The sequence below is a fragment of the Corynebacterium sp. LK2510 genome (genome assembly GCF_040946405.1).
Lineage (GTDB): Bacteria > Actinomycetota > Actinomycetes > Mycobacteriales > Mycobacteriaceae > Corynebacterium.
The window spans coordinates 1-22,126 of record NZ_JAYWLR010000012.1 but is presented as its reverse complement, the minus strand read 5'-3'; the positions used below and the strand labels follow the sequence as shown (position 1 = coordinate 22,126).

Here is a 22,126-nt window from a genome sequence, read left to right as displayed (position 1 = left end):
CTGTCACGCCTTTCGGGATGCGAGCAGGTCAATGAGCTGGGCGTCATCGGGGTAATCCACCGTCACGCCGGGAATATCACGGTCAAACGGCTCCGCGAGCTGCGCCCGCCACGTGGGGCCGAGTGAGGAAACCTCGATGACGTTGAGGTCGGTGAGGACGTGGTCTGCAGCGACGTCGCTGCTGTGCAGGATGGGGAAGTGCATGCGGGCCTCATCGAGGGCGACTGGGGCCGCTACCTCATGGTCGGAGACGCCGATGATGTACTCCGCCAAACCAGCGAGGTCCTCTGCGCGGTGCGAGGCCATGATGACGGTGCGCGCTGGGTCCGCGGTGATGTGGTCGATCAGTTGCGCGCGCAGTCTGGTTCGGGTGTCGATGTCGAGGCCGTCGAAGGGTTCGTCGAGAAGTAAAAGCGGCTCGTTGGCGGCGAGCGCGACAGCGATGGTGAGTTCGCGGCGCTGACCGACGGACAGGTCGCTGATCCGGGTCGAGGCAGGCACTCTGAACTCGACATCGGCGAGGGGTTTCACTGCGGCGGCCCAGGCGAGGTGGTCGCCCACCGTGCGGCCGACGAAGAGGGCGTCAGCGGCGGCGGGGACGAAGCTTGCACCGGGGCCGAACAGCGAGCGTAGGTAGTGGGTCTTGCCAGCCGCGTTGGGGCCGACGAGCGCGTAGAAGCCGGGGGAGTGGTCGAAAGTCATGTGGTGCGCTCCTTGTTAATCATCTCAGTCAGCTCGGTGGCGCTGATGCCGAGTGTGTCCGCTTCGGCGATCAGCGGTTGAAGGAAGTTCGCCGCGAAGGCGTCGCGCCGGGTGCGCAGTACCTGTTCGCGGGCGGTGGGAAGCACGAACATGCCCAGGCCGCGGCGCTTTTCGAGGAGGCCTTCGTCGAAAAGCGAGGTGAGCGCCTTTGCGGAGGTCGTGGGGTTGACCGAGTGGTAGTGGGACAGTTCGTTGGTGGAGGGGACGCGGTCGCCGGGGGCGAGGCTGCCCGAGGCGATCAGGTCGCGCAGCTCGTCAGCGATCTCTATGTATATGGGTTTACCACTCATGTAGGTAACCGTACAACCTGTGGGCGGTTGCCGCAAGCCACCGCTCAATCGGGACGGTTTAGAATCAGAAACCATGACTGAGAAGCAGCGCGTCCTGTCCGGAATCCAGCCCACCGCCGACTCGTACCACCTGGGCAATTACCTCGGAGCGCTGAAGCAGTGGATCGACCTGCAGGACGGTCACGACGCGTTCTACTTCATCCCCGATCTGCACGCGATCACGGTGGAGCAGAACCCAGAGGAGCTGCGCGAGCGCACCATCAAGGGCTGCGCTCAGCTCATCGCCCTGGGCATCGATCCGGCGAAGTCGACCCTGTTCGTGCAGTCCCACGTCCCCGAGCACGCCGAGCTGACCTGGGTGCTGCAGTGCATCACCGGCTTCGGTGAGGCCTCGCGCATGACCCAGTTCAAGGACAAGTCCGCCAAGCAGGGCCAGGACCGTACCACCGTGGGCCTGTTCACCTACCCAATGCTTATGGCCGCCGACATCCTGCTCTACTCCCCGCAGCTCGTCCCGGTTGGGGAGGACCAGCGCCAGCACCTCGAGCTCACCCGCAACCTCGCCGAGAGGTTCAACTCCCGCTTCGGCACCACCTTCGTCGTTCCCGAGGGCTTCATCCCCGAGGGCGCGGCCAAGATCCAGGACCTGCAGGAGCCGACGGCGAAGATGAGCAAGTCGGGCGCCAACCCGAAGGGCATGATCAACCTTCTCGACGACCCGAAGACCTCCGCCAAGCGCATCAAGTCCGCCGTGACCGACAACGACGGTGTCGTCGCTTTTGACAAGGAGAACAAGCCGGGAGTCTCCAACCTCCTGGTCATCCAGTCGGCGCTGACAGGCACGCCTATCGACGCCCTCGTCACCCGCTACGAGGGTCAGGGCTACGGCGCCCTGAAGACCGACACCGCGGATGCCCTCGAGGCGTTCACCACCCCGCTGCGCGCGCGTTACGACGAGCTCATGGCCGACCGCGCCGAGCTCGAGGGCATCCTGGCTGCCGGCGCGGAGCGCGCCCGCAGCATCGCCGCGCCGCTTTTGGCCCAGGTCTACGAGCGAGTCGGGTTCCTGGCACCAAAACGCTAACGGTTTGACCGCCCCCGGCCCCGGGGGCGGGTATGTGCTCTACGATGAAATGCGGTTAAGCGTTACTTATTCGTAGAGGGAGAGCCCATGTCCACCGCGACTGCGCCGCGAAAGGCGTACACGGACCAGCACGGCATCGAGCGTTCGCGCAAGCAGCAGCAGAAGGGGGCCGTCGATAAGGCGAAGCAGAAGTCGCCCGCCCTCGGACACCTGATGCGGATGAACGAGCGCTACGTCAAAGAAGAGGGAAACCAGCTCGCCGCCGGTATTACCTACTTCTCCGTCCTCGCCCTGTTCCCGCTGGCCATGCTGGTGTTTTCCGGCCTCGGTTTCTTCCTGGCCGCGCGCCCCGACGTGCTCGCGCAGATCCAGGAGCAGATTAACGACGCCGTCGGCGGCGACGTAGGCCAGGTCATCTCCGGCGTGGTGGACACCGCCATCGCGCAGCGCGGCGCTGTCGCCGGCATCGGTTTGCTCACCACCTTGTGGTCCGGTCTGGGGTGGATGAACCACCTGCGCGTCGGCATCTCCGCGATGTGGAAGATCGACGGCGACGAGGGTGGCAACTTCTTTTCCAAGAAGCTGTGGGACCTGCTCGGGTTGATCGGCCTGATCGTGTTGTTCCTCCTCGCCTTCGGCGTCACCGCGCTGGGCACCTCGGGGCTGACCTCTCGGTTGCTGGAGTTCGTGGGGCTCGACGCGGTCCCGGGGTCGCGCTTGTTGGTCTGGGTCGTCGGCCTTGCCGCCGGTCTGCTGGCCAACTTCATCGTCATGGCGTGGCTGATCATCTTCATGCCGCGCACGAAGGTGCACTTTAAGTCCGGCCTGAAGGGCGCCGCCCTCGGAGCCGTGGCCTTCGAGCTGATCAAGCAGTTCGCCACCATCATCATCAGCAGCGCATCAAGCAACCCCGCCGGTGCCATCTTCGGACCGATCATCGCCCTGATGGTCGTGCTCTACCTGATTTGGCGAGTTGTTCTCTACGTCGCGGCGTGGACCGCCACCACACCTGAATCCCTGGAGACCGCCCCGTCGGAGATCCCGGAACCCGCTGTCATCAACGTCCGCAGCGGTGCTGCCGCCCAGGCTCGCCGCGCGAAGTCGGGCCCCGGCCGCGCACTCGGTCTCGGCGCGGCAGCCGGAGCTATCGGCGTCGGCGTCCTGGCGTTGTTGAACCGCGACTAAGCAGGCTCAGCACCAGCGCGGCTAGCGCCAGAACGGCCACCCCGCCCACAATCGCAATGCTTCGCCACATAGTGGCGGCAGATCCAGCGGCCTGATCGGCCGGCGCGGTTGGGGCCTGTGGGGTGGCCGTTTCCGTATCTGCGGGGCGCGCCGAGCCCATGTCAGCTGTCGGCGCGTTCAGGCTCGCGACTGCCTGTGTCGGTTCGAAGCGGTACGCCTCGTGCAGCAGGTGCTGCGCCTGCTCCCACGGACGCGCCCTAGTGGACGCGGTGTCCAGAATGACCGCGAGCAGGCGCCGCCCCTCGTGGTTCACCGCGCCCGCGAAGGTGTGGTTCGCGTCGTCGGTGTAACCCGTCTTGCCGCCGATCCCGTCCGGGTCGTTGAGGTAGAGGTGGTTGTCATTCCACACCTCGAATCCCTCCGCTTCTTCCTGGGCGGGGAAGGGGTAGAAATCAGTGTCTGCGATGCGGGCAAAATCGGGGTTGGCAAAGGCGGCGCGGTACGCCAACGCCAGGTCGAAGGCTGACGACGACATCCCCGGCGCGTCCAAGCCCGAGTAGGTAGCCACCCGCGTATCGGTCATTCCCAGGTTGGCAGCGAGCTCGTTGACCGCGTTTAGCGCCGCAACGTCGCCGCCGAGTTCCTGCGCCAACGCGTGGGCGGCGTCGTTGCCGGACGCGAGCAGCAACCCGTGGAGCAGGTCGTTGACGGTGTAACGCCCTCCCTCGACGATGCCGACAGCCGAGCCCTCTTGGGCCGCCGAGTCGTGGCTCACCACGATTTCCTTGTCCAGGGGCAGGTCGCGGATTGCCACGAGCGCGAGCAACACCTTGATGATCGATGCCGGCCGGTAGCGCCCGTGCGGGTCCTTCATCGCCACGATGTCCCCGGTATCGATATCCGCGACCAGCCAGCTGGAGGCCACGACGTCTTCCGATACTGCGAACCCGGCGGGGGCGCTCACCCCGCAGGGGCCGGTGTACGTCACCGCCAGCGGGGTAGGCGCGCTGCCCGCGCTGACTGCCTCAGACGTGGTGACCGGCTCTGCCGGCCACGTTGCCTGCGGGCACGACTCCGTATCGGGTGCGCTCACACGCACCTCGGGGATAAAGTCATCGCCCTCGTAGTGCCCGCGTACGTTTGCCGTAGGCTCCGGGGCCGGGGTGAGTTCTTGGGCGCTGGCGAACGGGGCGTACACGCAAGTGGCAAAGACGGTGGTGAGGCCGGCGGCAAGGCAGCGGGTGCTGACGCGGTGGGCGGAAGTAGGCAGTGTCATCGGGCGACATGTTAGTCCTGGGTAACACCGTTGAGCGACGCCACGCCCGGCGCGCCCTCACCCTAAGTAAGGCTAGCCTAAAAACAGTCATCTACCTGGGGTAACGTAGGCTTTCCTGAATTGCGGAGCGGGGGTACAGGCGGGTACAACTAGCGCATGACAAATTCAGAATTTACGAATGTGGGCCTCAACGAGAGGCTGAACAAACTGCGCGCCGCCGTCTTAGGAGCCAACGACGGAATTGTGTCCACCGCCGCGGTCGTCCTCGGTGTTGCGGGTGCAACCTCCGACATTAGGGCCATTGCAACGGCCGGTATCGCGGCCGTCATCGGTGGTGCGGTTTCCATGGCGCTCGGCGAGTACGTGTCTGTCTCTTCCCAGCGAGACACTGAGCGCGCCTACATTGCCAAGGAATCGGCGCTGCACACCAACGACCCCGACACTGAGTACGCGCATCTTGTCGACGGCTTCGTCGCCGAAGGCCTCACGCGTGAGACCGCCACGCAGGTGGCTAAGGAGCTCACTGCGTCCAACCCGCTCAAGGCCCACTTAAAGCTGCACTACGGCATTGACGAAGAGGATATTGTTAGCCCGTGGTCCGCAGCCGCGGCGTCGTTTATCAGCTTCTTTGTCGGAGCGCTGCTGCCGCTGGCCGCGGTCCTGCTGCCGCCGGAGGCAATTCGCGTTCCCGCGACGTTCGTTGTCACGCTCATCGCCCTCGCATTGACCGGCGGGGTGTCTGCCCGCATCGGCGGGGCCGACCCGAAGCGCGCGGTGGCGCGCCTTGTCATCGGTGGCGCACTGGGTCTTGCGGTGACGTTCGGGATCGGCTGGGCGTTCGGCTCATCCGGGCTGTAGGGCCCGGCACCGCGCGGCTTTAGAACTTGGAGAAGCGCTTGATCAGCTGGTCCTCCAGGGCGCGCCAGCCGTCGGCCTTGTCATCGAAGGGGGCGGAGGGGACATAACCCGCCGCCTCAGTCGAGCCCATCATGTAGGCGAGGTAGTCCTGCATGCGCGGGTTGGCCAGGAGGAATGCATTAAGGGAGTCGTCTTTGGCCCAGTCGGCGGCGTCGGCAAGCAGCTCGTACGCCTTGGTCATCTGCTCGGTGTCCACGGCGTCGGGGCCCTTGCGGATGTCTTCGGCAAGCCCGTTGAAGGAGTACGCGTTATCCGCGTGGACGGTCACGTCGAGCTCGCCCGCATTCGCGAGGTTGACCAGATCCGGCCAGGTGGCAACGGTGGCGAGGTCGTGCTCGTCGTTGTCCGCCATCCACCGCGCGAGGTGCTTCGCAGAGGGGAAAGTGAAGATCTCGCCGTACTTGCCCAAGAAAACCGGGGCGCCGTCGAGGTAGGTGCGCAAGGTGTAGACGGTCGTGCCCTGGACGGTGACGCGCACCGGGTCGATGCCGGCTGCGGCCCACGGGGAGCTGTCGTAGGGGTCGGCGGCCGCCGCGGACGCGGTGCGCTGCGCCTCTGCTTGACGGCGCTCCTCCGCGCGGCGCTCCGTGGCCTCGGCGATGCGCGCGCGGGCGTCGCTAAGCGTGGCCTCGTCAAACGCGGAGGTATCCGCGACGCGCGTGGCCGCATCCAGGGAGGCAACGACCTTCGCCCAGTTGCCCAACACAACCCGGCCCACGCCGGTCCACTCACTCGCACCGTTCTCGCCGGCGTAGTGCTCCGACCCACGGGAGACGTTGTTCAAAATGGAGTGGGAGGAGAAGAAGATCTGCCCCTGTTCGGTCGCGGTGACTTGGGACAGCGAGCGGGTGATGTGGAAGACCCGGTCCAACGCGGACACGTTGGCGTACGACGGGCGGCCGACGAGGAAGTTCGGGGCGCCAACGATGTCGTAGTAGTGGTCCTCGCTCGGCACAACGCGGTCGGCGCCGGACTGCTCGAAAGTCGCCCATGCCGGGTGGTCGCTTAAGTCGTGGCGCGGGGTCGACTCGATGTAGGCCAACAGCTCCTCCGGGGACCGGAAGACAATGACGGACTTGTCGTCGCCCAAGAATGCCTGCCACTCGGAACCGTGCTCCCTCCAGGTGGGGGCCCACAGCGTGTAGAAGTCACCCTCGGTCAGGGCGATTTTGACGGGAAGAATTGCGCGGGTGCTCATGGGGTCAAACTCTACCCAGTCGGGCGCCAGAACCCGCGAAAGGTCATCCCGAGGTTCTCCGTGCGCACGGGGTTGAGCTGGACTGGGTCGCCGGCCTCGATGTACATGCCGTCGCCGGCGTACATGGCCACGTGGCCGTCCCACACCGCCAGGTCGCCCGGCTGGAGCTCTGCGTGGGAGACCTGACGCCCAATGGCCTGCTCGTGCGCCATGCGGGGAAGCTCCACACCAGCCTGCCGGTACGCCCAGGAGGTGAGCCCGGAGCAATCGAACCCTCCGGGGCCGGTGCCGCCCCAGACGTACGGGGTGCCCACCTGGGATTTCGCGGCTTCTACCGCGGCGCGCCCGGCCGCGCTGCCCTCGGCAGACACGGAGCCAGCGGAGTGGGCCTCCGCAGAGGCGCTAACCGGTTCGTCCGCCACGCCTGCCGACGCCGCGAGCGTGGCCAGCTCGCGCTGGCCGTGCACCCCGGTGTCACTCGGGTTGAGCGGAGGGCGCGCGGCCGCTGCGGCGATCAGGGTGAGGAGTTTCTCCACCAGCGGTGCAAGCTCCGCGGCAAGCTGGGTCAAGCGCATCTGCGCCTGGGTCAGAGTCACCACGGCGGAGCGGGTGAGGTCCGCGAGCGCGCCGGGAAGAGTGAGCGGGTTGAGCAAAAGCGGGGCCGTCGCCAGCGCATCGGCCTGGAAGTGTCCGGCGATGGCCAGCAAATCCTCCCCGGCGGCGGCGATCACAGCACCCGCGGCGCTGGCCGTCTCCGCGATGATGTCCTTATCCGAGGAGAGCGCCTCGGCTGCATCGAGCACCGGCGACGGGTCTGCGCCAACGATCTCGGCGAGGTCGCGGGCCGCTGTGAAAAGAGGCGAGTCGGAGATCTCGGGCGGGTCGAGGGGTGCGGGGATGCGGTTGCGCACAGCATCGGTGACGGCGGCGACAGCGGAGGCAATCACGGCTGCAGCACCCCCAATGCGCGGGCGAGGTCGGTGTCGACCCCGAGCGCGGTGCGCGCGGTCAGATCCATCACGTCGGACAACCGCTGCGCCTCATCGCGCAGCTGCGCGGAGCGCTCGTTGACCGATGCGATCGCGTCGTGGCATGCGCGGGCGAATGCGGCGACGGGGCCGACGGCGGGGATGGTGGGAAAGGGGACGTCGTAAAGCGCGGCAGCGTCGGCGCGCAGCGAAGACGTTAGTTTGTGAACTCTCTCGGCGGACAACTCGAAGGTGGCGGCGTGGTCGATGCTCATGGCTGTATTGGACTGCGCTGAGCCCCGTTCGGTTCCCTGCGCGGTGCTACCGCCACCGGCTGTGTTGGTCGGGGCGCTAGCATGAGCTGCATGGAGACTATGGAGATCACCGTCGTTGACCACCCGCTCGCGGCGTCGCGTTTGACCATCATGCGCGATGCGGCCAGCGACAACGCAGCGTTTCGCGCAGCGCTCGCGGATCTGGGCGCGATGCTGATCTACGAGGCGTCGCGCGAGCTGACCCTCGACACCTTCGACTGCGCCACCCCGGTCGCCACCGCATCCGGGTACCGCCTGGCGCAGCCGCCGATCATCGTGCCGGTCATCCGCGCCGGGCTGGGGATGATCGACCCGGCTCTGTCGATGATTCCGGACGCCCAGGTCGGGTTCATCGGTCTGGCTCGCGACGAGAAAACCCACGAGCCGGTGCCGTACCTCGAGGCACTGCCGGAGGACCTTGCCGGCCAGCCCGTGTTCCTGGTCGATCCGATGCTCGCCACGGGCGGTTCCCTCGTCCACTCGATCGGGCTGCTGCGTGAGCGCGGGGCTGACGACATCACGTGTATTTGCATGGTGTCGGCTCAGCCTGGCGTCGATAAGCTGGCGTCGTTGGGTGTGCCCCTGCGCTTGGTCACGGCGACGATCGACCCCGAGCTCAACGAGGACGCCTACATCGTTCCCGGCCTTGGCGATGCCGGCGACCGCTTGTACGGTCCGCGAAACATCAACTTGTAGTAGCCTGACCCCCACAGGACACAACTGCAGCGGGGGGCTGTGAGGGTTATGACCGATGTTTTGCCGCCGTCGTATTGGGCGAGTTACGGGTTTGCGTTGGCTGGCCGGTTGAGGTCGCTGCGTGCGATGCGCGGGCTGACCCAGCGGCGCCTCGCGGAGCTGTCGGGGGTCTCGCGCAGCCTGATCTCGAATCTCGAGCGCAACCACTACAACAGCTCGCGCAGCGCCGACCCCACGCTGTCCACGATCTACCGCATCGCGCACGCGCTGCATGTCCCGCCGGCGGTGCTCCTGCCGGGCGGGGAGCGGATCGTGGCGAAGCGTTGCCGCGATGTGCCGACGGCGTTGCCGTTGCTAGACGTGACCTGGCCAGCAGCCCCCGAGGACACGGCGCGTTTTTGCGAGCGGTATCTGTTGTCGGGCCCTGTCCAAGCCGACCCGGTTGTGGAGCTGACCTTGGGCAATATGTGATCTACCGGGGTGGCGGGGCCGGTTGATATGGTGAGACCGCAGCGATAATGCCGCGTCGAAATGTATCGAGGAGGAGTTCCGTGCGCGTAGCCACGAGCGTCAGCGCCTGGTTGGAGCACAACCGCGAAACCGTCATCGGCTGGCGCCGCCACCTCCACGCCCACCCGGAGCTGGCCAATTCCGAGGTCGAGACCACAGCGTTTATCTCCGAGGTTCTCCGCGAGCACGGACTGACTCCGGTGCCGTTTCCGGGCACGGGCCTGTACGTCGACCTCGGTCCGAGCACCGGTGACCGCCTCGCATTCCGCGGTGACATCGACGCGCTCGCCGTGCCGGAGCTGACCGGCCTCGAGTTCGCCTCGTCGACCCCCGGGGTGTCCCACGCGTGCGGTCACGACATCCACACCACGGTGATGCTGGCACTTGCCTGCGCGCTGTGCGACGTCGAGCTCGACTCCGGCATCCGCATCATCTTCCAGCCCGCCGAGGAGGTTATGGGCACCGGCGCGGTGGACGTTATCGAGTGGGGCGCTCTCAACGGCGTGGCCGCGATCTATGCCCTCCACGTCGAGCCGCGCCTGCGCGTCGGGCAGATCGGGGTGCGCGCGGGCGCAATCACCTCTGCTGCCGACATCATCAACCTCGAGATCACCGGGCCGGGCGGGCACACCTCCCGCCCGCAGATGACGGCCGATGTCATCTACGGCCTCGGTGCGGTGATCACGCAGCTGCCGGCCCTGTTGTCGCGCCGCGTCGACCCGCGCACCGGCACCGTCGCCGTCTTCGGCAACGTCGAGGCGGGCATTGCGGCCAACGCGATTCCGGAACGCGGCCTGTTGCGTGGCACGATCCGGACCGCGGACATCGGCACGTGGCGCAACATGGAGACGCTCATCAGCGAGCTCATCGAGCAGATCCTCGCACCCACCGGCTGCAGCCACACGCTCCACTACGAGCGCGGGGTGCCGCCAGTGCTTAACGACGACGTGGCGACCGCGCTCATCGTCGACGCGGGACGCGCCATCGACCCGCACGCTGTCGTCTCCACCCAGCAGTCCTCGGGAGGCGAGGACTTCTCCTGGTACCTCGAGCGGGTGCCGGGTGCGATGGTGCGACTCGGCGCATGGTCGGGCAGGGGAGAGAAACAGGACCTGCACCGGGGTGACCTCAACGTCGATGAGCGGTGCATCGGAGTCGGTGTGCGCCTGTTTGGTGCAGTTATTGACAAATACTTTAAAGCTCTCGCGGGTGATGGGGACGACCTGTACACTGGCCCGTGATTTTGCCGATGAACTGCCTAGCCGTGCCGACTGACAGGGGCGCCGCGGCTGAGCGAAGGAGTAGAGCTTAGGTGTCAAAGAAGATCGTCATCATTGGTGGTGGCCCAGCCGGTTACGAGGCGGCCCTGGTTGGTTCCAAGTTCGGGGCAGACATCACCCTGGTTGAGGATCGTGGCATCGGTGGCTCCGGCATCAACCTCGACGTTGTGCCGTCCAAGGGGTTTATCTCCGGCGCGAACATCAAGACCGACCTGCGCCGCGCCGACGACATGGGCCTCAACCACGGCCTCGGCGAGGCGCACCTGCTGCTGTCTGCGCTCAACAACCGCGTCGTCGCCCTCTCCTCCGAGCAGTCCCGCGACATCCGCGTGCAGCTCGAGCGCGCCGGGGTCACAATCCTCCGCGGTCACGGCTCGTTTTCCACCGAACAGAACGGCCGCGCCACCCACAGCGTGAAGGTCACCTACGAAGACGGTGAGTTCGAACGCCTCGACGCCGACATCGTCCTCGTTTGCACGGGTGCCAGCCCGCGTGTGATCAAGGGTGCGGAGCCGGACGGGCGGCGCATTCTCAACTGGCGTCAGGTCTACGACCTCATCGAGCAGCCGGAGCACCTCATCGTCGTCGGTTCCGGTGTCACCGGTGCCGAGATGGTCTCAGCGTTCGCCGAGCTCGGCGTGAAGGTGACGATGGTGTCCTCGGGCAGCCGCATCCTGCCACACGACGACGCGGACGCCGCCGACGTGCTCGAGACCGTCCTGGCCAAGCGAGGCGTGTCCTTGGTCAAGGACGCCTACGCGGAGTCCGTGGTCAACACCGGCGACGGCGTCGTAGTCACGACCAAGGACGGCCGCGAAATCCGTGGCAGCCACGCACTGATGTCGATCGGTTCGATCCCGAACACCGAGGGCCTCAACCTCGAGGGCGCAGGCGTGGCGACGACCCCGTCGGGGCATATCCACGTCGACCGTGTCTCGCGCACGAACGTCCCCGGCATCTACGCCGCCGGCGACTGCACCGACCTCATACCTCTGGCATCCGTGTCCGCAATGCAGGGTCGCATCGCCATGCACCACTCGCTGGGCGAGGGCGTGGAGCCGTTGCGCTTGAAGACGGTGGGAAACGCAGTGTTCACCCGCCCGGAAATCGCCGCTGTGGGTGTGAGCGAAAAGCAGATCACCGACGGTGAGGTCGAAGCCGACGTGATCAAGTTGGACCTGGCCACCAACCCGCGTGCCAAGATGCGCTCGCTGAACCACGGCTTTGTCAAGATCTTCGCCCGGAAGGGCTCGGGCCAGGTCCTCGGCGGTGTCATCGTCGCGCCGACCGCTTCCGAGCTGATTCTGTCCATCACTATCGCCGTGACGAACAACCTCACCGTCAGCCAGTTGGCCGAGTCGATGGCGGTGTACCCCTCGCTGTCCGGGTCGATTACCGAGGCCGCGCGGCGCCTTGTCACCAGCACCGACCTGGACTAACAGCTGACTGGCGCCGAGTCTCACCCGGCCTCGAGGGCGGGGTAGGCGCGCTGCGGGCAGGCGGTGCGCGGGCACGTCTCGCAGCCGGGGCCGATGGGGGTGGCCGACGCCGGATCGAGGTCGAGCCCGTCCGCGTAAATGAGCTGCCCCGCATGGGTGAGGTCGCAGCCTAGGGCGACCGCGTTTTCCTGGCGGGGCACACCGAATCCCTCCGTCGGGCCCTGCACCATGCGCGCCACCCACAGGTACGTGCTGCCGTCTGGCATGACGGATACCTGTCGGGTCACTCGGTTCGGGGTATCGAAGGCGCGGTGGACCACCCACAGCGGACACGTGCCGCCGGTGACGGCAAACGGGAACGACGTAGTGGACTGCCGCTTGGAGACGTTGCCCGCGCGGTCGGTGCGGATGAAGAAGAACGGCACCGCCTTCGCGCCGGGGCGTTGGAGGGTTCCGAGGCGCTGGCAGGTGGATTCGAAGCTGGTGCCGAACTGGGCTGAGATCACCTCGATGTCGTAGCGGGTGGTCTGTGCGGCCTCGAGGATCTCCGCGTACGGCATGGTCACGGCGGCGGCGAAGTACTGGTGCAGGCCGTGGCGGGCGAGGGCGCGGGCGGGAGAATCTGTGCTTCTAGTGGCGGGGTGCGCGTCCAGGTGGGCGTCGATAAGCGTGCCCTGCGTCATCGAGCAGTAGTGATAGGCCAGCTCGAAGCACTGCTGGGCCTCGGTCAGCCCGCTGCGCAGGAGAACCTCGCGGTTGACAGGGTCGAGGCTCGCACGCGGGCCGCCGGTGGCCTGGTTGAAGCGGACCGTGTACCCGAGGTCCCGGTCGAACGCGGCGGCGAGACTGGTTAAGCGCAGCTGGCGCGCGCTTGAGCGGCGGGCGAGTTCCTCGGCGTTGACGTCGAGGTCGTGGAAATAGTTGCGGTGGTCCTGGAAGAAGGTACGTACCGCCATGTACGGGTTGCGCGTGCCTGTGGCGAGCCTGTCGGGGATGTGGGTGATGGCCTCGGCAACAGCAGGGTAGCGCGTAGCCACGTCCGTCAGGATCTCCACGGGAACTGCTGAAAGGAGGCCGCTGAGCTCTGCCACGACACGGCGTTCGTCGTCGCCGGAGAAGTAACTCGGGTCGAGATGGAATGTGCGCGCCAGCTCGACGAGGACGGTGGCGGTCAGCGGCCGCTGGTCGTTTTCGAGCTGGTTGAGGTAGCTAGGTGAGATGCCGATCTGCCGAGCCATCTCCACCTGGGTGAGGTCGTGCTGGGTGCGCAGTGTGCGAATCCGGCCCCCCGAAAACAGCTTGGGCATAGCCTTGTTGCCTCCTTAATGTGCCGTGAACTGCGGATTTGCAGGATTTGCATAAGACTGACGTCAATTTTGCATAATCACACACTCCCACAATATGACCCACGGCACAACCGGCTACCTACTATGAGGCGCACCACTTGCATCGGACGTGAGGAGAGCGCACCCATGATCAATCACGACGTACGTACCCACCGCTCAGCAGAAGACTTCCCCCTCGAAGAACACCTCGCATACAAGGTGGCCAAGGTAGCGGCGGACCCCGTCGACGTTCCCGCGGAGACCACCGAGATGATCATCAACCGCATCATCGACAACGCTTCCGTGGCTGTCGCCTCGTTCGCGCGCCGCCCCGTCACATCTGCGCGCGCCATGGCTCTCGCGCACCCGGTTGCCGAAGGCGGCGCGCAGGTCGTCGGCGTCGACGGCTCGTACTCGGCGGAGTGGGTCGCCTTTGCCAACGGCACGGCCGTACGCGAACTCGATTTCCACGACACCTTCCTCGCCGCGGAGTATTCCCACCCCGGCGACAACATCCCCCCGCTTCTCGCCGTGGCGCAGCACAAGGGCCTCGACGGCACAGCACTGATCCGGGGCATCGCCACCGGCTACGAAATCCAGGTCAACCTGGTCAAGGGGATCTGCCTCCACGAGCACAAGATCGACCACGTCGCCCACCTGGGGCCGTCGGTCGCCGCGGGCATCGGCACCATGCTTGATCTCGACGTCGACACGATCTACCAGGCAGTCGGCCAAGCGCTGCACACCACCACCGCGACCCGCCAATCCCGTAAGGGACTGATCTCCTCGTGGAAGGCATCCGCCCCGGCCTTCGCGGGGAAGATGGCCATCGAGGCTGTCGACCGCGCAATGCGCGGAGAGGGTGCCCCCGCCCCGATCTGGGAGGGTGAGGATGGGTTCATCGCCTGGATGCTGCACTCCCCGGAGCGCACATACGTCGTCCCGCTGCCGGCCGACGGCGAGGCCAAGCGCGCGATTCTAGACACCTACACCAAGGAGCACTCCGCGGAGTACCAGGCGCAGGCACCGATCGACCTGGCCCGCCGGATGAAGGCGACGATCGCGGAGGCGGGCAGGTCCACCGCCGACATCGAATCGATCGTCCTGCACACGTCGCACCACACGCACTACGTCATCGGCACCGGTGCGAACGACCCGCAGAAGATGGATCCGACCGCCTCCCGCGAAACGCTCGACCACTCCATCATGTACATGTTCGCCGTAGCACTTGAGGACGGCACCTGGCATCACGTGGATTCCTACACCCCGGAGCGCGCCGGCCGGCCGGAAACCGTCGAGCTGTGGCACAAGATCACCACCGTCGAGGATCCGGAATGGACCCGCCGCTACCACTCCACCGACCCGAACGAGAAGGCGTTCGGCGCAAAGGCCGTTGTCACCTTCACGGACGGGACCGTTATAGAAGACGAGCTGGCCGTCGCCGACGCCCACCCCCTCGGCGCCCGCCCCTTCCAGCGCGAGGATTACATCCGAAAGTTCCGCACGCTCGCCGAGGGCATTGTCGACCCGGCAGAGCAGGACCGCTTCCTCCACGCCGTGCAGAACCTGGAAAACCTCACCGACTTGGGTGAGCTCAACATCGTTGTCACCGACGACGCCGCGGCCAAGGCACCCGCCACGCCGGAAGGGATCTTCTGATGTTCACCCCCGGCACAACACCACACGAGCGCCGCGTGGCGCTGCGCGACTCGCTTGCGGCAGAGACCATCACGAAGCTGCCCGGTGCGTTCTCCCCGCTGGTTGCGCGCCTGATCGAGGACATCGGCGCTTTTGAGGGCGTCTACGTCTCCGGGGCGGTGGTGGCCAACGACCTCGGCCTGCCGGACATCGGGCTAACCACGCTGACGGAGGTCGCCGCGCGCGCCCGCCAGATCGCGCGGGTGACCGATTTGCCCGTGCTTGTCGACGCCGACACGGGCTTCGGCGAGCCGATGAGCGCCGCGCGCACGGTCTCCGAGTTCGAGGCCGCGGGAGTAGCCGCGCTGCACCTGGAGGATCAGGTCAACCCGAAACGCTGCGGGCACCTTGACGGCAAGAAGGTCGTCCCGCGCGAGCTCATGCTGCGGCGCATCACCGCCGCAGTGCGAGAGCGCAGCGACGACGCCTTCGTGATCTGCGCGCGCACCGACGCCGCGGGCATCGAGGGAATCGACGCCGCGATCGAGCGTGCCAAAGCCTACACGGATGCGGGCGCAGACCTGATCTTCACCGAGGCGCTCTACTCGGTAGAAGACTTCGCCGCCTTCCGCGCCGCGGTGGACGTCCCGCTTCTGGCCAACATGACGGAGTTCGGAAAAACCGACCTGCTCAGCGCGCAGACGCTCCAGGACCTCGGGTACAACGCGGTGATCTGGCCGGTGACGACGTTTCGCACCGCCATGGGCCAGACCGAGGACCTGCTGCGCGACCTGGCCCGGACAGGAACCCAAGAGGCCTGGCTGGACAGGATGCAGCACCGGTCGCGGCTGTACGAGCTTGTCCGCTACGGCGAGTACAACCAGTTCGATCAATCGGTGTTCACCTACTCCGCGGACACCTACACCCGGCAATTCACCAAATAAGAAAGGGAGAAAACCATGACTGAGCAGGACGTACGCAAGGGCCTCTACGGTGTGGTCGCGGACTACACCGCCGTGTCGAAGGTCAACCCTGAGACCAACTCGCTTCTGTACCGCGGATACCCGGTCCAGGAGCTGGCGGAGAAGGTGTCGTTCGAGGAAGTGGCGATGCTGCTGTGGAACGGCGAGCTGCCGAACGACAGCGAGCTGCAGGACTTCTACGACAAGGCGCGCGCCCGCCGCGGGCTCGACGCGGAAACGATCGGCGTCATCGAGGCGATGCCGAAGGACTGCCACCCGATGGATGTGCTGCGCACCGCCGTGTCTTTTCTCGGGGCACGGGATCCACACAAGTTCACCCCGGACGCAGACCACATCCGCGATATCGCGTTGACACTGCTGACCAAACTGCCGACGATCGTCGCGCTCGACATCCGGCGCCGCCGCGGCGAGGGCTACATCGAGCCAGACCCGGCGAAGGGGTATGCGGAGAACTTCCTGTGGATGGTCTTCGGCGACGGCGAGGGCTCGCCAGCTATGCGCGAAAGCGACCTGCGGGCCTTTGAGAAGTCGATGATCCTGTACGCGGAGCACTCGTTCAACGCTTCGACGTTTACCGCCCGCGTGATCACCTCGACCAATTCGGACACCTGGTCGGCTGTCACCGGAGCGATCGGCGCGCTGAAGGGCCCGCTGCACGGTGGCGCCAACGAGTTCGTGATGCACAACTTCGCTGAGATCGGCGAACCGGACCAGGTGGAGGAATGGACGCTGAACAAGCTCAAGAACAAAGAGCTTGTCATGGGCTTCGGTCACCGCGTGTACAAGAAGGGCGACTCCCGCGTGCCCACCATGGAGGCGTGCCTGCGCCAGCTCGCCGAGGATCACGCGGACGAGGGTGCCGGGAAGTGGGTGGAGATGTACGACATCATGGCGAAGGTCATGTACGACAACACCTCCATCAAGATCATGCCGAACCTCGACTTCCCGGCGGGCCCGGCGTATCACATCCTCGGATTCGAGACGGAGTTCTTCACCCCGCTGTTCGTCATGGCGCGCATCACGGGCTGGACCGCCCACATCATCGAGCAGTTCGAGAATCCGACCATCATCCGCCCGCTGTCTAAGTACATCGGGCCGGGGGAGCGCCACGTGACCGGCTAACCCCGTTCGGGGATAGGGGCACTGGCCAAGGAATCTTGATTTTTCCAGGCCAGGCCCGTTTTAATACCCCCGGGGTTAGTGTGTGGCGGCGAATACTTTTGCATACGACGAAGGGGTGACACCACTAGTATCGAGTTGTCCACGTGCACGTCGCCAACCCGCGCGCGAGGTGCGTCGTAAGCGAAAGGAATCAACCCCGTGACCGAGTCGACTCTGCCGTCCTTCGCCAAAGTTCTCGTCGCCAACCGCGGCGAGATCGCAGTACGCGCTTTCCGCGCGGCGTTTGAGACCGGAGCCAAAACCGTTGCTGTGTATCCGCGTGAAGACCGCAACTCGTTCCACCGCCCGTTTGCCGATGAAGCAGTTCGCATCGGTCAGGAGGGGCAGCCAGTCCGGGCGTACCTGGATATCGATGAGATCATTTCGGCTGCCCTCCAGACCGGCGCCGACGCCGTGTATCCGGGCTACGGCTTCCTGTCGGAGCGCTCGGACCTTGCCCGCAGGTGTGCTGAGAACGGCATTAAGTTCATCGGCCCGTCTGCCGAAACGCTTGACCTGACTGGTGACAAGTCCGCCGCAGTCCACGCGGCGCAGCGCGCCGGGCTTCCGGTGCTTACTGACTCTGAGCCCACCGCGGACCCCAAGAAGATCGTCGAATACGCCAAGGACTTCGAGTTCCCGGTCTTTGTCAAGGCCGTTGCCGGCGGTGGCGGGCGCGGTATGCGCTTTATTGAAAAGCCGGAGGACGTCGAAAAGCTTGCAACCGAGGCCTCCCGCGAGGCTGAGGCCGCCTTCGGCGACGCCAGCGTCTACCTCGAGCGCGCTGTCATCAACCCGCAGCACATCGAGGTCCAGGTCCTCGCGGATTCCAAGGGCAACGTTGTCCACCTCTTCGAACGTGACTGCTCCCTGCAGCGTCGCCACCAGAAGGTCGTCGAGATTGCCCCTGCGCAGCACATTACCGAGGAGCAACGCCAGCGCATTTGCGACGACGCCGTGCGTTTCTGCAAGGAGATCAACTACGAGGGCGCCGGCACTGTCGAGTTCCTCGTGGACGAGGCGGGCAACCACGTCTTCATCGAGATGAACCCGCGCGTGCAGGTCGAGCACACCATCACCGAGGAAGTCACCGGTGTGGACATCGTCCGCTCCCAGATGTACATCGCCGCCGGCGCCACCCTGGAAGACCTGGGTCTGCGCCAGGAAGAGATCACCACCACCGGTGTGGCCCTGCAGTGCCGCATCACCACCGAGGACCCGGCCAACGGTTTCCGCCCGGACTCCGGCATGATCACCAGCTACTCCTCCCCGGGTGGCGCGGGTGTGCGCCTCGACGGTTCGGTGGGCGTGGGTACGGAGATCACCCCGAACTTCGACTCGCTGCTGGTGAAGATGAGCTGCCGCGGCAAGGACTTCAATGTGGCCGTTGACCGCGCCCTGCGCGCGCTCAACGAGTTCAACGTCACCGGTGTATCCACCAACATTGGCTTCCTGCGCGCACTGTTGTCCGACCCGGACTTCCGCTACCGCCGCATCAACACCGGCTTCATCTCTGAGCACCCGTACCTGCTCGAGACGCCGACCGCGGCCGACGAGCCGGGCCGCATCCTCGACTACTTGGCCTACGTCACGGTCAACCGCCCCAACGGCGAGCGCCCGACGGACATTCAGCCCTCGAAGAAGCTGCCTCCGCTCGAGGACAAGGAGATGCCCCGCGGTTCCCGCGACGATCTGCTCGAGCTCGGCCCCGTGAAGTGGGCGGAGAAGCTGCGCAAGCAGACTGCACTGGGTGTCACCGACACCACGTTCCGCGACGCACACCAGTCGCTCCTGGCCACGCGCGTGCGCACGAACACGCTCGTCGCTGCTGCGAAGCACGTCGGCCAGCTCACCCCGGAGCTGACCTCTGTCGAGGCATGGGGTGGTGCGACCTACGACGTCGCGATGCGCTTCCTGCACGAGTCGCCGTGGATGCGTCTCGACGAGATGCGCGAGACCATGCCGAACATCAACATCCAGATGCTGCTGCGCGGTCGCAACACCGTCGGCTACACCCCGTACCCGGACTCTGTCACCCGCGCCTTCGTCAACGAGGCAGCAACCTCGGGCGTGGACATCTTCCGCATCTTCGATGCGCTTAACGACGTCACCCAGATGCGCCCCGCCATCGACGCCGTTCTGGAGACCAACACGACCGTCGCCGAGGTTGCGATGGCGTACTCCGGTAACCTTCTGGACCCGGCCGAGGACCTCTACACCCTCGACTACTACCTGAAGCTGGCTGAGGAGATCGTCAACACCGGCGCCCACGTGCTGGCTATCAAGGACATGGCGGGCCTGCTGCGCCCGGGCGCGGCCGCGAAGCTGGTCAGTGCTTTGCGTGAGCGCTTCGACCTGCCGGTTCACGTCCACACTCACGACACCGCGGGTGGCCAGCTGGCCACCTACCTCGCGGCCGCAAACGCGGGTGCCGACGCCGTAGATGTCGCCTCCGCACCGTTGGCGGGCACGACCTCTCAGCCGTCGATGTCGGCCCTCGTCGCTGCCTTTGCTAACACGGAGCGCGACACCGGCCTGTCGCTGCAGGCAGTCTCTGACCTCGAGCCGTACTGGGAGGCCGTGCGCCAGGTCTACGCCCCGTTCGAGTCCGGCATCCCGGGCCCGACCGGGCGCGTGTACAAGCACGAGATCCCCGGCGGCCAGCTGTCTAACCTGCGCACGCAGGCGAATGCGCTGGGCTTGGGCCACCGCTTCGAGCTCATCGAGGACTACTACGCGGCCGTTAGCGAGATGCTCGGCCGTCCGACGAAGGTGACCCCGTCGTCGAAGGTCGTTGGCGACCTCGCCCTCCACCTTGTCGGTGCGGGTGTCGATCCCCACGAGTTTGCTGAGAACCCGCGCAAGTTCGACATCCCGGAGTCCGTCATCGGATTCCTGCAGGGTGAGCTCGGAACGCCTCCGGGTGGCTGGCCGGAGGAGCTGCGTGAGAAGGCTCTGAAGGACCGTGCCACGGTCGACCACACTGTTTCGGTGCCGGAGGAGCTGGCGGGTGTCCTGGCTGGGGAAGATGGCAAGAAGCGTCGCGCTGCGCTGGACAAGCTGATGTTCCCGAAGCAGTACGACGAGTTCCTCGAGCACCGCCGCACCTACGGCAACACCGAGCAGCTGTCCGACAGGACCTTCTTCTACGGTCTTGTCGAGGGCGAGGAGAACCTCATCTACTACGGCGAGCTCGAGGAGGAGAAGACCCCGCTGGTGGTGCGCCTTGAGGCCATCGGTGACCCGGACGCGAAGGGCATGCGCCAGGTCATCCTCACCGTCAACGGCCAGGTTCGCCCGATGTTCGTCCGCGACGAGAACGCCGAGTCCAGCGTTGCCGAGGCGGAAAAGGCCGACCCGTCGAACCCGGGCCACGTCGCCGCGCCGTTCGCCGGTGTGGTCAGCCCCACCGTCAAGGTTGGCGACGAGGTGAAGGAAGGCGACAAGGTCGCCTCGATTGAGGCGATGAAGATGGAAGCGTCCATCTCCGCAACTCGCAGCGGAACGATCGAGCGCGTTGCGCTGGGCCAGGCCACGAAGGTGGAGGGCGGCGACCTCGTCGTCGTGATCTCCTAGTTAGAACCCGCGTCTAGCTCGCGCACCATCGTTACCGGGTGCCGCCCCGAATCCCCGGGCGGCACCTCCGTGAATCCGGAGGCACGGTAGCGGTGGTGCGCGCGTTCGTTGTCGGGGGCGACCCACAGTGCGATGTGGCGCGCGCCTTGGCTGCGGGCGAGCTCGCAGGCGGCGTCGAGAAGCTGCGCGCCGAGCTTGAACCCAGCGAAGCGGTTCTCCACAGCGATTGCGAGCTCGGGGATGTCCGGGCCGAGGTTGGCTAAGCCGTAGTCGTCGGGGGAGGACCAGTAACGCAGCCACACCCCGCCGGCGGGGATGCCGTGCTGGTCGATGGCGATGATGCCGCCATCGCGGTCCGGGTCCCAGTCGTCGACGTAGGCGCTCACGCTGGGCAGAAGGTCCTCGGTGGCGTCCCTGGCTTCGTCGCCAAATACCTCGGTGAGGAAGTTGAGGCGCTGGATGTAGGTCCGGTCTGACTCCGTGGCTCGTCTCAAGGTAAACGTCATGGCGCCCACTGTAGCGAGGCACCACAGGCTCGCTCCAGGGTGGCGGCTGACCTAATATCGACGCTTGTGCAGACACCGCAGTCTGCTCTCTAGATGCAAAGGATGTCACAGTGGGCGCTTTTAGACGCCACGTCGCAGCAGCGACAGCCCTCACAGCCGCATGCCTGAGCACCACCCCGGTGGTGGCCAGTGCCCAGGCGCGCGCAACAGTGTCGCAGGGTTCCGCGGTAGAGATTGGCGGGCGTGCGAGCTGCACGATCGGTTTCAATGACGTTGCTACCGCCACGAGCTACACGGCGGCGCACTGCGGCGGGACCGGCCAGCGGGTCCGCGCCCGAGACGCCGATGGGCTGTGGGTGGAGCTTGGTACCTTCTCCAGATCGAGCGCCTACGTGGACGAGCAGGCCGCGAACGACTGGGCGGTGATCGAGTGGGACCCCGGTGTGGAGGTGGCCAGTAACCACCTGTCGGGTGATTCGGTCGTCGACGTTAGCACGCTGGCACCGGGCGACGAGGTGTGCACCTATGGGGCGAGATCCCGAGCCGTAGCCTGCGGTCCCGTCATCGGCGTGATTAACTCCACCGTGTACTGGGACGGCCCCAACGGCCTGCAGGGTGACTCGGGCGGCCCGGTGTGGCTCAAGGGCGCCGGACTCGTTGCGCTGTACTCCGGGTTCAACATTTTCCGCCCGGTCGACGGCGACTCCGCGGCGGACACGTTCTACTCCCAGCGGGCATCAGCTCCTGTTCTCGGCGAGCCCGTGCCGGAGGCGGAGGAGATGGATCTGGTCGTGGGCTACTTTGCCAACCGGCCCGCCAAGCCTGGCGACGTCCAAGAGATCGTGCAGCCACCCACTGTCACCGGTGCTGAGACCGGTGACGCCTTGTCGAGTGGCGACCCGGTCATCTTCGCGACCATCGTGGGCATCGTGCTCACCCTCGCTGTCGCGGTCCTGCCTCTGCTGGCTGGCCTGCAGCTGCCCGGCTTCTCTGTGTAGCCAACCGTGCAGTTCCTAG

At 66.0% G+C, this 22,126-nt stretch carries 20 protein-coding genes; 12 read left to right on the top strand and 8 right to left on the bottom strand.

Annotated elements, in window-relative coordinates:
- Positions 1-3: 3 nt before the first annotated feature.
- Complete coding sequence (locus VVR41_RS07490) at positions 4-702, bottom strand: AAA family ATPase (RefSeq protein WP_368524224.1); 699 nt, start codon at positions 700-702, stop codon at positions 4-6.
- On the bottom strand, positions 699-1,052 hold the full coding sequence (locus VVR41_RS07485) for a GntR family transcriptional regulator (protein ID WP_368524223.1): 354 nt from the start codon (positions 1,050-1,052) through the stop codon (positions 699-701). Before VVR41_RS07485 ends, VVR41_RS07490 begins: the two co-directional genes overlap by 4 nt.
- 73 nt (positions 1,053-1,125) lie before the next feature.
- On the opposite strand from VVR41_RS07485, the gene trpS reads away from it, so the two are divergent.
- Positions 1,126-2,136, top strand: a complete 1,011-nt coding sequence (gene trpS / locus VVR41_RS07480; RefSeq protein ID WP_368524222.1) for a tryptophan--tRNA ligase — start codon at positions 1,126-1,128, stop codon at positions 2,134-2,136.
- Positions 2,137-2,223: 87 nt separating this feature from the next.
- Entirely contained in the window at positions 2,224-3,321 is a 1,098-nt protein-coding gene (locus tag VVR41_RS07475) for a YhjD/YihY/BrkB family envelope integrity protein (RefSeq protein ID WP_321101390.1), read from the top strand.
- Here the strand turns inward: VVR41_RS07475 and VVR41_RS07470 are convergent.
- A complete protein-coding gene (locus tag VVR41_RS07470) occupies positions 3,281-4,597 on the bottom strand; it encodes a D-alanyl-D-alanine carboxypeptidase family protein (RefSeq protein ID WP_368524221.1) in 1,317 nt (438 codons plus the stop codon). The genes VVR41_RS07475 and VVR41_RS07470 overlap by 41 nt on opposite strands.
- Before the next feature lie 156 nt (positions 4,598-4,753).
- On the opposite strand from VVR41_RS07470, the gene VVR41_RS07465 reads away from it, so the two are divergent.
- Positions 4,754-5,455 carry a VIT family protein gene (locus VVR41_RS07465; RefSeq protein WP_321102385.1) on the top strand — a complete coding sequence of 234 codons (702 nt, stop codon included), beginning with the start codon at positions 4,754-4,756 and terminating at the stop codon, positions 5,453-5,455.
- 19 nt (positions 5,456-5,474) lie between these two features.
- Here VVR41_RS07465 and VVR41_RS07460 read toward each other — a convergent pair whose 3' ends face one another.
- Genes VVR41_RS07460 through VVR41_RS07450 form a run of 3 tightly spaced genes read right to left on the bottom strand, consistent with a single transcriptional unit; the run spans position 5,475 to position 7,956 of the window.
- Positions 5,475-6,713 (bottom strand): hypothetical protein, encoded by a 1,239-nt coding sequence (locus VVR41_RS07460; RefSeq protein ID WP_368524220.1) that lies wholly within the window; start codon positions 6,711-6,713, stop codon positions 5,475-5,477.
- A gap of 11 nt (positions 6,714-6,724) precedes the next feature.
- The gene (locus VVR41_RS07455) at positions 6,725-7,660 is read right to left on the bottom strand and encodes a C40 family peptidase (RefSeq protein WP_368524219.1); all 936 of its coding nucleotides are present in this window, start codon (positions 7,658-7,660) and stop codon (positions 6,725-6,727) included.
- Positions 7,657-7,956, bottom strand: coding sequence for a hypothetical protein (locus tag VVR41_RS07450; RefSeq protein ID WP_321102391.1), 300 nt, complete (start codon positions 7,954-7,956; stop codon positions 7,657-7,659). Before VVR41_RS07450 ends, VVR41_RS07455 begins: the two co-directional genes overlap by 4 nt.
- Positions 7,957-8,055: 99 nt before the next feature.
- Between VVR41_RS07450 and upp the strand changes: the two genes are divergently transcribed.
- The 4 genes from upp to VVR41_RS07430 all read left to right on the top strand — a co-directional run bounded on the left by upp (position 8,056) and on the right by VVR41_RS07430 (position 11,920).
- On the top strand, positions 8,056-8,691 hold the full coding sequence (gene upp / locus VVR41_RS07445) for a uracil phosphoribosyltransferase (protein WP_368524260.1): 636 nt from the start codon (positions 8,056-8,058) through the stop codon (positions 8,689-8,691).
- 48 nt (positions 8,692-8,739) lie between these two features.
- Positions 8,740-9,162, top strand: a complete 423-nt coding sequence (locus VVR41_RS07440) for a helix-turn-helix domain-containing protein (RefSeq protein WP_368524259.1) — start codon at positions 8,740-8,742, stop codon at positions 9,160-9,162.
- Positions 9,163-9,242: 80 nt separating this feature from the next.
- On the top strand, positions 9,243-10,442 hold the full coding sequence (locus VVR41_RS07435) for an amidohydrolase (RefSeq protein ID WP_409338293.1): 1,200 nt from the start codon (positions 9,243-9,245) through the stop codon (positions 10,440-10,442).
- Between the two features lie 71 nt (positions 10,443-10,513).
- On the top strand, positions 10,514-11,920 hold the full coding sequence (locus VVR41_RS07430) for an NAD(P)H-quinone dehydrogenase (RefSeq protein ID WP_321102394.1): 1,407 nt from the start codon (positions 10,514-10,516) through the stop codon (positions 11,918-11,920).
- A gap of 20 nt (positions 11,921-11,940) precedes the next feature.
- Here the strand turns inward: VVR41_RS07430 and VVR41_RS07425 are convergent, their stop codons facing one another.
- Positions 11,941-13,227: a short-chain fatty acyl-CoA regulator family protein gene (locus tag VVR41_RS07425; RefSeq protein WP_368524217.1), complete on the bottom strand. Its 1,287-nt coding sequence runs from the start codon at positions 13,225-13,227 to the stop codon at positions 11,941-11,943.
- A 165-nt stretch (positions 13,228-13,392) separates the two neighbouring features.
- Between VVR41_RS07425 and prpD the strand changes: the two genes are divergently transcribed.
- From prpD to VVR41_RS07405, 4 genes are all read left to right on the top strand, one after another.
- Complete coding sequence (prpD, locus tag VVR41_RS07420; protein ID WP_368524216.1) at positions 13,393-14,904, top strand: 2-methylcitrate dehydratase PrpD; 1,512 nt, start codon at positions 13,393-13,395, stop codon at positions 14,902-14,904.
- Positions 14,904-15,827 carry a methylisocitrate lyase gene (gene prpB / locus VVR41_RS07415; RefSeq protein WP_368524215.1) on the top strand — a complete coding sequence of 308 codons (924 nt, stop codon included), beginning with the start codon at positions 14,904-14,906 and terminating at the stop codon, positions 15,825-15,827. Before prpD ends, prpB begins: the two co-directional genes overlap by 1 nt.
- 15 nt (positions 15,828-15,842) lie before the next feature.
- Positions 15,843-16,988: a bifunctional 2-methylcitrate synthase/citrate synthase gene (locus tag VVR41_RS07410; RefSeq protein ID WP_368524214.1), complete on the top strand. Its 1,146-nt coding sequence runs from the start codon at positions 15,843-15,845 to the stop codon at positions 16,986-16,988.
- Positions 16,989-17,186: 198 nt separating this feature from the next.
- Positions 17,187-20,603 (top strand): pyruvate carboxylase, encoded by a 3,417-nt coding sequence (locus VVR41_RS07405; protein ID WP_321102405.1) that lies wholly within the window; start codon positions 17,187-17,189, stop codon positions 20,601-20,603.
- Here VVR41_RS07405 and VVR41_RS07400 read toward each other — a convergent pair.
- Positions 20,600-21,109 carry an N-acetyltransferase family protein gene (locus VVR41_RS07400; protein WP_368524213.1) on the bottom strand — a complete coding sequence of 170 codons (510 nt, stop codon included), beginning with the start codon at positions 21,107-21,109 and terminating at the stop codon, positions 20,600-20,602. The two genes, VVR41_RS07405 and VVR41_RS07400, sit on opposite strands and share 4 nt — an antisense overlap.
- A 110-nt stretch (positions 21,110-21,219) precedes the next feature.
- Between VVR41_RS07400 and VVR41_RS07395 the strand changes: the two genes are divergently transcribed.
- Positions 21,220-22,107 carry a hypothetical protein gene (locus tag VVR41_RS07395; protein WP_368524212.1) on the top strand — a complete coding sequence of 296 codons (888 nt, stop codon included), beginning with the start codon at positions 21,220-21,222 and terminating at the stop codon, positions 22,105-22,107.
- Positions 22,108-22,126: the final 19 nt, after the last annotated feature.